Source organism: Candidatus Abawacabacteria bacterium (genome assembly GCA_016207805.1).
GTDB lineage: Bacteria > Patescibacteriota > Gracilibacteria > RBG-16-42-10 > RBG-16-42-10 > JACQZO01.
In genome coordinates this window covers 1-13,780 of record JACQZO010000012.1, presented here as the reverse complement: position 1 = coordinate 13,780, position 13,780 = coordinate 1, and the positions used below count along the sequence as shown (strand labels likewise).

General features: G+C 40.8%; 10 protein-coding genes. 7 read left to right on the top strand and 3 right to left on the bottom strand.

Annotation, left to right across the window (positions count from 1 at the left end):
• Positions 1-555: 555 nt before the first annotated feature.
• A complete protein-coding gene (locus tag HY817_03425) occupies positions 556-1,776 on the bottom strand; it encodes an S-layer homology domain-containing protein (GenBank protein ID MBI4836287.1) in 1,221 nt (406 codons plus the stop codon).
• A gap of 216 nt (positions 1,777-1,992) precedes the next feature.
• Between HY817_03425 and HY817_03420 the strand changes: the two genes are divergently transcribed.
• Positions 1,993-2,130, top strand: coding sequence for a hypothetical protein (locus HY817_03420; protein ID MBI4836286.1), 138 nt, complete (start codon positions 1,993-1,995; stop codon positions 2,128-2,130).
• A 121-nt stretch (positions 2,131-2,251) separates the two neighbouring features.
• Here HY817_03420 and HY817_03415 read toward each other — a convergent pair whose 3' ends face one another.
• On the bottom strand, positions 2,252-3,838 hold the full coding sequence (locus HY817_03415; protein MBI4836285.1) for a hypothetical protein: 1,587 nt from the start codon (positions 3,836-3,838) through the stop codon (positions 2,252-2,254).
• Positions 3,839-3,962: 124 nt separating this feature from the next.
• Between HY817_03415 and HY817_03410 the strand changes: the two genes are divergently transcribed.
• From HY817_03410 to HY817_03385, 6 genes are all read left to right on the top strand, one after another.
• Positions 3,963-5,213 (top strand): UDP-N-acetylmuramoyl-L-alanyl-D-glutamate--2,6-diaminopimelate ligase, encoded by a 1,251-nt coding sequence (locus tag HY817_03410; GenBank protein MBI4836284.1) that lies wholly within the window; start codon positions 3,963-3,965, stop codon positions 5,211-5,213.
• A 112-nt stretch (positions 5,214-5,325) separates the two neighbouring features.
• Entirely contained in the window at positions 5,326-6,759 is a 1,434-nt protein-coding gene (locus HY817_03405) for a hypothetical protein (protein MBI4836283.1), read from the top strand.
• A 49-nt stretch (positions 6,760-6,808) separates the two neighbouring features.
• Positions 6,809-7,663 (top strand): tRNA pseudouridine(55) synthase TruB, encoded by an 855-nt coding sequence (truB, locus tag HY817_03400; protein ID MBI4836282.1) that lies wholly within the window; start codon positions 6,809-6,811, stop codon positions 7,661-7,663.
• Between the two features lie 101 nt (positions 7,664-7,764).
• Positions 7,765-8,673: a rhodanese-related sulfurtransferase gene (locus HY817_03395; protein ID MBI4836281.1), complete on the top strand. Its 909-nt coding sequence runs from the start codon at positions 7,765-7,767 to the stop codon at positions 8,671-8,673.
• On the top strand, positions 8,651-9,718 hold the full coding sequence (locus HY817_03390; GenBank protein ID MBI4836280.1) for a glycosyltransferase: 1,068 nt from the start codon (positions 8,651-8,653) through the stop codon (positions 9,716-9,718). The genes HY817_03395 and HY817_03390 overlap by 23 nt, the downstream gene beginning before the upstream one ends.
• Complete coding sequence (locus HY817_03385; protein MBI4836279.1) at positions 9,715-10,785, top strand: glycosyltransferase; 1,071 nt, start codon at positions 9,715-9,717, stop codon at positions 10,783-10,785. The genes HY817_03390 and HY817_03385 overlap by 4 nt, the downstream gene beginning before the upstream one ends.
• A gap of 132 nt (positions 10,786-10,917) precedes the next feature.
• Here the strand turns inward: HY817_03385 and HY817_03380 are convergent.
• On the bottom strand, positions 10,918-13,780 hold a 2,863-nt coding region (locus HY817_03380), incomplete at its 5' end, for a DUF11 domain-containing protein (protein MBI4836278.1).

Genomic DNA, 13,780 nt, shown 5'->3' with positions numbered 1-13,780 from the left:
TACAGAAGATTGATGGAGCGTATTTACATTTCCGATTCAATTTAAGCCTGTCGTTCAACGGTAGCCCCGCTCTATCGTGCGGGGTCCAAAACCGTCGATGAAGGTTCGATTCCTTCCGGGCCTGCCACGAATCCATTTTGAAACAGTTTGGTGCTACTTACAGAAGATTGATGGAGCGTATTTACATTTCCGATTCAATTTAAGCCTGTCGTTCAACGGTAGCCCCGCTCTATCGTGCGGGGTCCAAAACCGTCGATGAAGGTTCGATTCCTTCCGGACCTGCCAAGCACTAATGCGTTGATCTCCTACTGTATTATTGCTGCTTCTATGCTGTGTTTCTCCTGGTTCGATCCTGAAATTTGTAAACTCTGTGAGCTTGTGAAGCGTAAGATATGGTTTATGCACTTCGCAAGCCAGTTCACCATTATTTAGTCTGTAGTTCGATCCAATTTTTCTAAGAATGCGCAACCGGTCATCACGCGCCCCCTTTAGGAAACGTTTTTCTAGGCCTTCTAAAAAGCCTGTCGGGCATAATTCATCAAAATACTTTGTTTGTTAAGGACAGACATTCGGATCAGTTGGAGGCATTGTATCTACGGTCCAAACAGAATCTGGCCAATTTGCTAAAGCTATGCGCACTGATCCAGACAGGAATCCAGGATAGCCACTACTATAGTTATATGTAGGTAATGTAATGGTGCGTCCTTCTAAGGTGCCATCATAGGCTGTGTGGTAGTAAGAATAGACGAGATCGACACTTCTTGTGCCATCACCAAACCACCAATAATAATTTACATCTATACGAGAATAATCATCCAGTGTGCCCGGAACTAGTACTACTCTTGCACTATAGTCGATAGAGCCAGGATGACAGACAAAATGTGCGCTGGCATCATCGATTCTTGCCCTTGTCGATGGAGTATAAGTGACTGGTGTAGGAGTGCTAGATGGTGTCTCCGTCGGAGTCGGTGTCGGTGTTGGTTCTGGGGATGGAGCTGATGAAGGAGTCGGCTCTGGTGTGGGAGTAGCCGATGGTGTGGGTGCTGATGAGACGGTTGGTGATGTTGTTACCGCTGGGGTTGGAGTTTGTACGGGAGTTGGACTAGGGGTTGGAGTTTGTGCGGAAGTTGGGCTAGGAGTTGGCGTAGGACTCTGTGGTAAAAGGTCTGGCCGATCACGGTAAAAACGATAAACCATTTCTGCTACAAGTCCTCTATTCAATAATTCATCACGGCGAAGAGTATTACCTGAGAAAGCATCTACTAATCCATGATCTAACGCATAACGAGCATAGGGAGCATACCAAGTATCTAGGGCAATATCAGAATAGCTGGCACCCCTAGGTAAAGTATTTGTATTAATATTATTTGCCAAGAGTAGCATCTTGAGAGCTTCGATACGGCTGACCGTTCTGTCCATTCGAAATAAACCGTCATCATAGCCCCGAATGATCCCTAACTGAGCAGCGGCTTGGATATAAACAGCAAAAGCGTGATCGTGAGATACATCTGGAAATGGATTGCTGCTCACTGGCGCCAAACTAGTATAACCTGCTGCCCGCATTAAAATTTTCAGTATTTCACCCCGAGTCACAGCATTCCCTGGACGATACAAACCATCCGGATAACCATTAATTACATTGCGATCGCGGAGAAAAGCAATGGCGGTATAATTGGGATGATCGGAAGAAAGGTCTGGGAACAGAGCTGCTGCTGATTGCGGAGCTAGGCTGATGATGAAAAGAAAAGTTGCGAGCCAGCTAAACAGTTTTTTCATAGATAAAACTAATTGTGCCTACTGTAGCATGAGATATTGGCGGTCAATATTAGAGATCAGCTATTATGATTGACAGTAGATAGCTTATTTAGAATTGATAGTAATCTTTTTTTCAACTAACAAGGCCAGCTACGATCACTAATTGCGACCGAAGGATCAGCATAAGCAGAGTTGATAGTAATGTCCTAATGAGAATAGGAAGTTATAGAAAATTCCATGATTTATTTTGTTGGTGGTGCGCCACGAATTGGGAAAAGTATTATTGCCCAATCACTGGCAAAAAATATAAAGATCCTACTATTCGCTACTGATAACTTAGTAGTAAATTTCAAAGAAAAAAAGTTTACCGAGTAAATTGTTCCACTGTAAAAAAGTTTTCCAGAGAAGCCTGGTATAAAAACTCTGAGGGAATTAAGGTGGTATTTAATGAATTAGTTAAACTGAAGCTAGCCGTGATATTGAATACTGCGTAGCTTTAAACTGTAGGAATAAGCTTTCGTTTGCTCATTAGCCTTTTTAGGCGTTCTTTCCAGTGTATCCTTGGTAAAGGAATCTTTTGTGCTTGATAAAACTCTATTTCTCGACGATCAAAGCGATAAGCATTGCCAGTTGAAACACAGACAAAAGTCTGTTGGAGCACGCTCTCTAAATCAACATCAACGATGCTTTCTGACCAAGTTTGAACAATCCTACCGTTTTCTTTTGATGGCCTATAAGCAGCAATATCATCACATCTATATCCTCTTCTTTTCAATTCAGGCTCTGATAACGGATCAAACCACTCTGCAGCTTGCGACTCACTATAAAAATGTGGGGCATACCTTGGCGGTAAAAATTGTCCCCATTCCCCCATCGCTTTCATATGAGCGATAATTTGAGGTACAAGCAGATAATAATCTTCTTTAGAATATTGCTTATTCAAAATGCAGTAAGATTTCTTTTTGAGCATGGTGCAACCAAAACAACTATCACAATTAAAAATCATATAACTATAGAAATTCTCATTGCCTACATTGATAGAATTCCCATAGCCCAAACGACCAAAGAGAATAACAGAATTGTAGCCCAGCTCACCATCCAATACTTCACCACGCCAACAATCCTTTCCCTTTGCGCCTGTAGACCAACCACAATCTTGTAAATCTTCAGCCAAATAACATTGCTCTACATTTTGACAATGACGCAGATAATTTCCAGTAACATTTTCACAATTTCTAATTTGATCAATCGGTTTAGCATTAGCTAAAAACAATTCACACTGTTGCAAAGCAATTTGCCGAGTCGAGTAGTCTCCTAGACGAGCTTGTTTAATAAAAGCTTCATATTCTTCTGGAGCAACTTGTTGATTATAAATCACGAATTCTTGATGCCTAAGGCCATAACAACCAAAGCAATGCTTACAACCAATTAAATCATAGGATCCGAAACACTGAACTGAGCTGATACAGTCATGACAGTGCTGACAAGCATAACAATTGTCACAATCCACACAAGAATAGCAAAGCTCACAACCAACAATCCCGACACCATCAATACAATCTCTATTTTTTAATGGATAACGAGACTTTATACAGTAGAAGCAATCCTCACTTTCACCTACTCCAAAGCACATATAACAGTTCTGGAGATGCGATGAAGCATCGACATATGGACTATTATTACAATTAATCTGTACTAATGGCTGCATATAGACTCCATGCAATAGTTCATTCCATTGCTGAAAAAAGGACCGGCTAAAATCATATGATTTACCAAAAGCTGTATTATCAACCGTTTCGCCCCAAAATTCATCATGAGTGCAAACTTTATAACCTAATATTGGACTATATCTAGTAATAAGCAGCTTACCAGAAATGGCACTGATTCCATTGAATAAAGAGTTGAGTGTAACATAGCTCTGCATTTGCCTCATTATCTCCAGAGGATGAATAGTGGGCAAGGCAATATCCCCTATTTTTAACAAAGGGTGCAATTCCTCAAATTTGCGCATATGCGCTTGCTCAGCATCTGATACAATAAAAGCTTTCCCCGTAATACTACAAGTACGTAATAATGCTGACATAGTATTCAATGCTAAGAACAAACTAAATAAAATCCTCATCAAAATCAAAACTTGCCAACTTCATTCGTAATTCGTAATGTTTCGACAGGCTCAACACAGATTTGGTAATTAGTAATTATTATTGATGCTTTCCTTTCTCAAGCGCCTTATTCCTGCCCGCTTTCTACCTAGACTTTGGTATCATCGCATCAAAGGGGCTCATTATGCGAAAAAATATGGGCATCCAGCGAGAAATATGATTGTAATTGGTGTCACTGGCACTGATGGGAAAACTACTACAGCAAGCATGATTTATCATGTACTTAAAAGTCAGGGCATTCATGCTGGCATGCTAACAACCACCCATTTCGCATGGGGAAATCATCATGAGGTGAATGAGACCCACAAAACTTCATTGTCGCCAGGGCAACTGAATAGCTATTTAAAAAAAATGGAAAAAGAGGGTATCACACATCTGGTATTAGAAGTTTCATCTCATGCTCTTGATCAAGGACGACTAGCCGGTATTCCCATCCATACCGGTGTAGTCACTAATCTTAGCCATGAACACTTGGACTATCATAAGACTATGGAACATTATCGTGACACCAAAGGGAAACTTATCAAAAAGGCTCAAAATATTGTGGTCGCTGGTGATGATCCTTTTTTAGCACCTTTATACAGCCATCGTAACAATGTAATCACTTTCGGAAAGATGAACACCAATCATATCACTATTGGTAAAACAGAAACAATTGCTACTGGTATCCGTACATTCTTTACCATCGCTGACCAGTCACTACCATGTGAGCTGAAAGTGTTCGGGGATCACAACATGCTTAATGCTGCAGCCTGCTTAGGCGCTTGTATTCATTTGGGGCTGGATCCGAGCAAAATTCTGGAAGGGCTAAAAGATTTTCCAGGGGTGGCTGGACGTATGGAAAAAGTAGACATTGGCAAGCCCATCACAGTACTAGTGGATTACACAGTAACCCCTCAAGCATTTCAAACACTTTTCAAGACAGCACGAAATATAGATACCGGCAAATTGATCGCAGTATTTGGCTCTTGTGGTGATCGTGATCAAGCAAAAAGACCGATTATAGGGAAACTCGCTAGTGAGCTATGTGATGTAGTTATTATTACTGATGAAGAGCCATACTTTGAAGATCCGGATAGTATACGGCAAATGATAGCAGCTGGCATTCCACTGGACTCAAAAGCAACAGTTTATCAAATTGCCAATCGTAGAGCCGGTATAAAAAAAGCATTAGAAATTGCTCAGCCTCATGATATCATTACTGTTTGTGGTATGGGCAACCAAACAAGCATGGTAATCAAGGACAAACACATTCCCTGGAGTGATCGGGATGTGATCAAAGAACTAGCTTCCTAATGAAGTTTAGAATTTAGCAAATGCAGCATTGACAATAAGAACGTCAGTGTTAAATTGGCTTACCATTAATTGATGGTGAGATATAAATAGATGTATCTCTGAAACAGCTATTATGAATGCCACACTGGCTCGTCTTGATGACACTAGCGATTTATCCAGACTGGCAATGAATGAGTTTATTGCTGAAGCATTGAGAAGGGTACAAGAGAGAGGCTCGCCGTTAGCCATTAGAAGACTGCGTGAATCTCCAAGCACATACCATGATCACGCAGCAATTTATCTCTGGGACAACAAAGATCTATTAGCAGCCCAATTACTAGATGACTTTGCGCATTTGCGTGAACCTCAGGTGACTAAACGGATCCTTATTAACCGCCTAGGTGACATTATTTACCCCGCCTTAGCTGAAAACGTCACTCTTAGACGCAGTACAAAATGGCATGTACCAGATCAGGGACAAAGTCGTTGCCCATTAAGAGTATTCCTAGACAGAGAATTAGGAGAGTTCTTAGATAAATTAGCTGAGGTAAGATGTTTTAACGCTCACAAGAAACAAGGTTTACGTTACAGCAAAGATGGCCATTCACTCGTTGTATGGGACGAAAAAGTGACCGGAGCTGAGCGCAGAAAAAAACCATGGTTGATAGCCAGGTTGGGTCAAATGGAACTTTTTTCTGCCGATTCTGACATCTCCCTGAGAGAAATTACTTCCACACTTGCTGAGTTATTTGAAAACGTGGGTGGATTTCCTTCATTGCAGGATGAGTTTAGCCATATCGGCAGCTATATACTACGAGGCGCACTTGGTGATAGGTTACCAGTTGAACCCGTTAGCTGTAATTCAGATCGTACCAGTATGATAGAACTGATTACCAAAATTGTAGCAGTTCTCCTTCCTATTGATATGACGCTCGACTTAGCCGCACCTTCACCAACAGGACTACAATTACCTAACTTTGACGCTCTTCCCTCTGTACAAGTGCAACTAGCAAGGCTTTTAGTACGCGCCAGAATCACCAAAATAGTGTTTGATGATAGTACTCAAAAACTTGCAGAAGACTTACACAGGAATGGCTTAAAAGATGCTGTAAGTACTGGTGTTAGAGATTTCGAAAATGCCTTTGGCTGGCCAATAGTATGGCGACTAATGCAAAGAGTTTGTCCCACCAAGCAAACTATTTTAAGAGACTTAGCTGGCAAGACTATACTGCCAGAAACCGAAAGTCTCTTTCATGCCATGGCATACTGTTATCGTTTATTAACAATAGCTGAGATCTTTATGACATCAGCACATGCCACACAACGAAAATGGGGTGAAGTACTTAAAGAAACGGCCCAAATAATCATGGATAAACTCAACTATGCCGCTGTAGATTTCGAGGCAAAATTGCGAGAACCAAATCTGTCATTTTGTGATATTAGGGACATACTCGACAGCTTGAATCATTTACTAACTAGTAGACATTTACGAGACGCATTAAGATCAGCAGGTGCTACCGCTGGAGACTTGGAAATTTTGGCAGAATCAGCAGCAGAGGTTGAATAGCTCTAGACGAATAAAGATGGCAGACTAAAATAGTGTTGTAATAAAATTCATGTTTTATTTGATTCACAAACCATCAGGCATCACTTCTCATGATGTCATCTCTCAAATGCGCAAAGTATTGGGTATTAAACGTATTGGTCATGCGGGAACATTGGATCCTCTGGCCTCAGGATTGATGATTGTTGCGGTAGGAAATGATACAAAGCTCTTAGAATATGTGGTTGGTTTAGACAAAAAATACCAATGCACTTTTCGTTTGGGGGCAACATCAGACACTTATGATAATGAAGGAACAATTATCGTTATGGCTGGAGCACCTATGATAGGCGAAAACGACCTTAAAAGAGTGCTACAAGAATTTACTGGCGATATTTACCAAGTACCGCCCCAATATTCAGCAATTAAAATTCAGGGGAAAAAAGCTTATGAGTATGCTCGCGAAGGGCAAAGCATCACCATTCCCCCTCGTTTAATCAGCATGTATTCCTTAGAGTTAGTCAACTTTTCCTATCCTGATGTGACTATTGCTGTGCATTGCAGCTCTGGCACTTATATTCGCACTTTGGCTCATGATATTGGCAAACGGCTCAATAGCGGAGCTTATGTCACCAAGCTTATTCGTACCAACATTGGTAACAGTTCTTTGACTGAAGCAATTGATTTAGCAACAGTAGATAAAAACAGTCCTACTATTAACTTCAAAAGTATTTGTCCACAATATGAATATCGTGATCTCACTGAAGAAGAGTGGCGAAAAGTAAAAATGGGCCAAGCAATTTCCAGCACTATTGATTATGTTAATGAAATAGTCCTCGGCTCTTATCACGATCAAATTGTCTCAGTCCTACAGTACTCAAAACATTCTCACTCGCTACATCCCAAAAAGAACTTGCCGCTTCAATAGTTCCAGACTGCCCCCAAAGTGACAATCCCCAATGATTATATTAATCTATCCCCGCCGGTATCCTCTATTCATAATTCGTAATTTGGAATTCGTAATTGTTTATGCACCACATCATTCTTCTCTACTATAAATACACTTTCATTGATCAACCCAATCAATTCATGCGGGAACATAAAGCTTTATGTAATCGCTTGCATCTGAAAGGACGTGTCTTGATTAGCCGCGATGGCGTCAATGGTACGGTATCAGGAACAAAAGAAGCCACTGATGAGTATATGGCCACAGTAAAAACATTTCCCGGCTTTGAAGATGTAGAGTTTAAAATTGGTGCAAGTGATCAACCAGCATTTCCGAAAATGAGTATCAAAGTACGAGCAGAAATTATCACGCTCAAAGCGGCAGAACCCATAGATATCAAAAATGCGGCACCTTATATTGAAGCTGATGAAATGTATCAGGTACTCAAAGAAATGCCTGAAGATACTGTAATTATCGATGCTCGCAATGAATATGAATCCCGCATTGGTAAATTCAAAAATGCCCTTACCTTTGCTATTGAAAACTTTCGCGATATTCCAGAAAAAGTATTACCAGAATTAGAAAAGTATAAAGACAAAAAGATCATCACCTATTGTACTGGCGGTGTACGCTGTGAACCATTTTCAGCACTACTTAGACAAAAGGGCTATGACGTCAGACAATTGCATGGAGGAATTATTAAGTATGCTGAGAAACACTCTGAATTTGGTTTTGATGGTCATTGTTATGTCTTTGATAATCGGGTCTCGGTAAAGGTCAATGACAACATTTTCTCTACCTGTGAATTTTGTGATACCAAAACAGCTCGCTATATCAATTGTAAAAACAATGCTTGTCATCGCCAATTAGTATGCTGTGAGCATTGTGATCACATGAATAAAGGGTATTGCCTAGATGAAAGTATGTTAAATAAGCTTAAAAAATTCTTTACCAACTTTTTGCGATCACATGAAAGTAGCACTAGTCGTTGACCACTTCCAAGGTAAAGGGGGCGCAGAAAGACTAGAAATGATTTTGGCCGAAGCCTTAGATGCCGATGTCTACACCGGTTATGTCTTAAATGAAAGTTTCAATCTTGCTCATTTGCGCGTAAAAAGTATTTTTAGGCGTATGGATCAAAGAGTACTGCGTTATTTTTTTCAACGTCATGCCTTTCGTAAAGTAGCTAAAGATTTAAAGAATTATGATGTCGTTATTTATAATGGTAACAGTCTAGATAGCGCGCCTCGTTTACCTAAATCAGTAAAAAAAATCCTTTATTGTCACACGCCACCACGCCATATCTACGCGGACTTTTATTATTATCTTAAGCAATTTCCTCGCCACATTCAGCCATTTTACCGATTCTATGCCTGGATGTATCGCAAAAATTATGAGCACTTGATCAAATACATGGATGCTATCATCAGCAATTCTATGAATATTCAAAAAAAATTAAAACAATATACCGATCATGATAGTACTGTGGTCTATCCTCCATGTGATCTCAGCAGATTCATCTGGCAGGGACAACAAGATTATTACTTTTCTTTCAACCGATTGGAAGAAGTAAAAAGAGTAGACTTAATCGTTAAAGCATTTACGCTGATGCCCAATAAAAAGTTAATTGTCGTATCAGGAGGACCAGAACTAAAAAAGATTCAAAGTTTAGCTAGCGGTCACAGCAATATTCAAATCAAAGGCTGGGTATCCGAAGAAGAATTGTTAGAGTTATTAGGAAATTGTATTGCCACGATATATGTACCAATGGATGAAGATTTTGGCATGGGGGCTAGTGAATCTTTGTCTGCCGGCAAACCTGTGATTGGCAGCAATGAAGGGGGCGTGCGGGAAATTGTCACCAAAGAGTGCGGTATATTGCTAGATGAAACAAGCGTAGAAAGCATCAAACAAGCCGTAGAGACACTCACTCCTACATTGGCATTACATATGAAAGAGGCCTGTCTTAAACAAGCGCAAAAATTCAGTCAAGAAAACTTCGTCGAGGGAGTAAAACAAGTAATTTACAAACTATGAAAGTTGCTATTATTCACGATTATTTCTTAAGTAAAAGTGGTGGGGATCGCATGATGCTTTTTTTGGCAGAACAATTGGATGCTGACATCGTCACCTGGTTTGCTACTGATAAGACTTTCGACTTAAGCCATATGCGAGTGAGACAATTAGGCAAGCCGCTTTTGACACCAGGGTTTCGTCATTTTTGGCAAAATTTACTCTTCCGTTTTGGTACCAGGTTTCTAAAAAACTATGATGCCGTAATTTTCTCTGGTAATTCACTCTCAGCAGTAAGTAATGTTAAAGGCAAACGAATTCTCTATTGTCATACACCGCCACGGTATGCTTATGATCAACTAGATAACTATGCTAAACGTTTCCCCGCTTTTCTTAGACCATTTTTTAAGCTGGGCGTAACTATTATTCAAAATAGCTTTAAAAGAAATTTGCACAAAATGGATCATGTGATTGCCAATTCTGCTACGGTGGCAAAGAGGTTAAAAAAGTATTTTGTTATTGATGCACCAATTATTTATCCACCTTGTGATATTGTGGCAGCAAAAGTTTATCCTAGAAATCCTCAAAATCAATTCATTAGCTGGGCACGTCTCGAACCCATGAAAAGAATTGATATCTTAATAGAAGCTTTCAAAAAAAGGCCGGATAAAACACTAATAATCGCCTCCTTTGGTTCTCTGAAAGAAAAGTTAGAAAAACAAGCAGCAGGATATAACAATATTAAGTTCGTCGGGCTAATTTCTGATGAAGAATTGGCCCAATATTTAGCTGCTTCTTTGGCTAGTATGTATATCCCTATTAATGAGGATTTTGGCATGACCCCAGTGGAGTCGCTAGCCACAGGCACGCCAACCATTGGTGTCCAAGAAGGAGGCCTGACTGAAACGATTGATCATATGAAAACAGGCTATCTTTGTCCCGCCAATCCAACTGTCGATGATGTAATAAAGGCAATCGACACTTTCACACCCGAATTGTCGCTCTCTATGGAACAGGCCTGCAAAGAAAGTGCTAAACGCTTCGGCAAAGATAAGTTTATTGCCGATATGCAAAAACTACTTGCCAGTTAGCATGTCACAACAAGACATTTCACCTATTTATCCGGGCCAGTGGAAATCCACCCCGTGCTGTGGAATTGGAACCGAGCACACCTTACACCTGAGGTATAAAACTTACTGTTCTAAAATATAGTGTAACTTTACTTATTGTTGTGCTGCTCCTTGCAACAATTTCAAATAGCGAACAAATATTTGGGCCATTTCATTTCTGGATACCGGTTTATTTTGGGGGAATATATTTCCTGGCAGGAGATCAATTAGTCCTGTGTTGACTGCTTTAGTGGCAAATTCTCTAAACCCCTCATCACCAATCCCTTCTATTGCTATCGGTAAAACAGAATCATTTAAGATATAGCCTTTCTGCCGAGCAGCACCTATCAGGACTTTTACCAATTCGCCATAGGTGACGATCTGATGAGGATAAAATTGCCCCCCTTGTCCTTGGACAATATTAGCCGCATATGCTTTACCAACAATCAAGGACATATCCGAATAGTCTTTGGGCACATCTAGAAAAAATGTGTTAGGAACGGCGTCTGCTATATAATTAAAACAATTCGTCGCCAATACCAATTTCGTTAATTCGTATCGTGATAGCAGTTGTGTCCCCATAAAAACCCCATTATTTCCTTGCACCACTCGAGTACCATTACTATTTTTCAATAAAGTACTACTAAGAAAATCTATATCTAGCTTTTCCACACTACTTAATGGAACATCAGCAAAATCTAAAGCAGCGGCACCATTGAGTTCCAAACAAGCTAATGGCCTCTCCTGAATCGCATTTACTGAAGAGATTATAGAGGTGTTCACATTGGTAGTAGACCTCTGAGAAGAGCGTGTCGAGCGTGAAGATGAATTAGAACTACCTTGTTGCCAGCCACTACTTGAAGATCGATTGTTACTTGAAGAGGAGCTGCCTCCTGAAGATCCTCCTCCTGAACTACCATGACTTGATCCACTACTTCGATTATAAATACCATGGGCGCCTATGTCGCTAACCGTATCCGCAGTAACTGTCACCATCGCTGGATTATCCGCTCCTCGGATAATAACATTGCTTCCGGCATCCACCGCAACAGTATATTCTCCTGTCGCTACTACTTGGGAATAATCTCCATTATCATCAATGGTAGGACTATAATCCGTGCTACCATCAGAAATAGTAACAATTAAATCATCATCGTCATACCCATCTGCTTCTCCTGAATCTTGTACCCCATTAGCATTCTCATCAGTAAATATATGGCCAGTGATAGTCCCATAATAAGTAACCCCAGAATCAATCTCAATAGTGGCTGACTTAAAATCTTCTTGGTCTGCACTGTCACCAAAAGTAGAATTAGGATCTGGAGTATCAGCGGAAATAATTTCCGCTGTGTTGACAACTTCTCCTACACTATCAAAATTTACCGTAATCTCAAGAGTAGCAGTATCACCACTGGCCAAAAAGGTAATAGTCCACTCACCAGTAGTATTAGAATAACTAGTCCCAGCATCGGCATTGGCAGTCAAGAATGTGGTTGTCGCTGGTATGGGATTTAAGACCACAATATTAGCAGCATCAGAGGGTCCATCATTAGTTACGGTCAAAGTATAAACACCATCATCATCAACTACCGCAGTTAATGGACTTAATACTAAGCCTAAAGACAAATCAGCGCTGATGGTTGCCGATACGGTCACAAGATCATAATCATCTTCAGTGTTCTCCAGGTTACCCGGAGTAGAATCAGGATCGATTTGATCTGCAGCATCGATTTCAGCGATCAAGTCATGATCACCATCATCAGTAGCCTCCACAGTAATAGTAATACTTTCTGTGCCACCATTAGCCAAGCTTCCCACCATCCATATTCCAGTACCTTGATCATAATCGCCCCCACTATCATCACTGATATAAGCAAGATCTGGTGACATAATTACTGCAACCGTCACCCCAGAGGCATCATCGGGACCATCGTTGGTAATGGTAATGGTGTATTCGGTGGTTTGATTGACAAAAATGGAGCTATCATTGAGAGCCGTAGTTAAACGTAAGTCAGCAGCCACACCATTAATGGATACTGCTGCATCATCATCGTGAGTAGTACTATCATCATTTTCTACGGAATCAGGATCGATTTGATCACTCGCAGTCACTTGTACTCGATTTATTACTAGTGCCCCAGTTGTTGCTGTTGCTGTCAAAGTAAATGAAGCGGAATCGCTTACCGGTACTGTTCCCACTGTCCACACGCCAGTTCCTGAATCATAATCACCAGCGCTGGTGTCACTCACATAGGTTAATCCAGCTGGTAACAAATTGGTTAATGCCACTCCTGTAGCCTCAGCAGGCCCATCATTGGTAACGGTAATAGTAAACGTAACATTACTGCCTGCAGCCGGCTCTTCATCATCCGCAGTCATAGTGACTGCCAAATCAGCTGAGCTAGGATCAATTACTGGTGTCAATGTTAGCGTGCCGTAGTCACCATCTTCGCTTGCCCCATTGCCAAAACAATTTGTCACAGCGTAGAGATCAGCATCACAGTCAGGATCAGCTTGGTCTCCTATCATAATTTCTCCGGTAGTAGTGATAGCATCAGTACCTAATGGAATCACGGTAATAATCAAATCGATGCTGGTTGATGTGGCCAAGTTATCTACCTGCCAAATACCAGTAGTAGGATTGTAAGTCCCTTGATTGTCAGAAACATATACGATTGATGCCGGCATGGTATACCTTACCTCAACATTGGTAGCAGTCACGGGACCATTATTAGTGAGAGTAACAGTATAGGTCATCGTTGCTCCCGCCGTTGGTGAGTAAGAAGTAAGGTTCAGTCCTAAAGATAAATCTGCTCGTATGTAGGGACGAATCACAGTCGTTATCCAGTCTTCGCCTTGGTTCGTGTCATCACCAAAACAGTTCGTCGTTGCATAAATACCTCCTCCACAACTCGGATCTCCTTGATCTCCTGCCATGATCTCTGCTTCTATTGTTACTCGCTTATCATTGGCATCT

Excerpts from the sequence above, each read along its gene's own strand:
- HY817_03425 (MBI4836287.1), bottom strand. The coding sequence starts at position 1,776 with ATGAAAAAACTGTTTAGCTGGCTCGCAACTTTTCTTTTCATCATCAGC.
- HY817_03420 (MBI4836286.1), top strand. The coding sequence starts at position 1,993 with ATGATTTATTTTGTTGGTGGTGCGCCACGAATTGGGAAAAGTATTATT.
- HY817_03415 (MBI4836285.1), bottom strand. The coding sequence starts at position 3,838 with ATGTCAGCATTATTACGTACTTGTAGTATTACGGGGAAAGCTTTTATT.
- HY817_03410 (MBI4836284.1), top strand. The coding sequence starts at position 3,963 with ATGCTTTCCTTTCTCAAGCGCCTTATTCCTGCCCGCTTTCTACCTAGA.
- HY817_03405 (MBI4836283.1), top strand. The coding sequence starts at position 5,326 with ATGAATGCCACACTGGCTCGTCTTGATGACACTAGCGATTTATCCAGA.
- truB (MBI4836282.1), top strand. The coding sequence starts at position 6,809 with ATGTTTTATTTGATTCACAAACCATCAGGCATCACTTCTCATGATGTC.
- HY817_03395 (MBI4836281.1), top strand. The coding sequence starts at position 7,765 with ATGCACCACATCATTCTTCTCTACTATAAATACACTTTCATTGATCAA.
- HY817_03390 (MBI4836280.1), top strand. The coding sequence starts at position 8,651 with ATGAAAGTAGCACTAGTCGTTGACCACTTCCAAGGTAAAGGGGGCGCA.
- HY817_03385 (MBI4836279.1), top strand. The coding sequence starts at position 9,715 with ATGAAAGTTGCTATTATTCACGATTATTTCTTAAGTAAAAGTGGTGGG.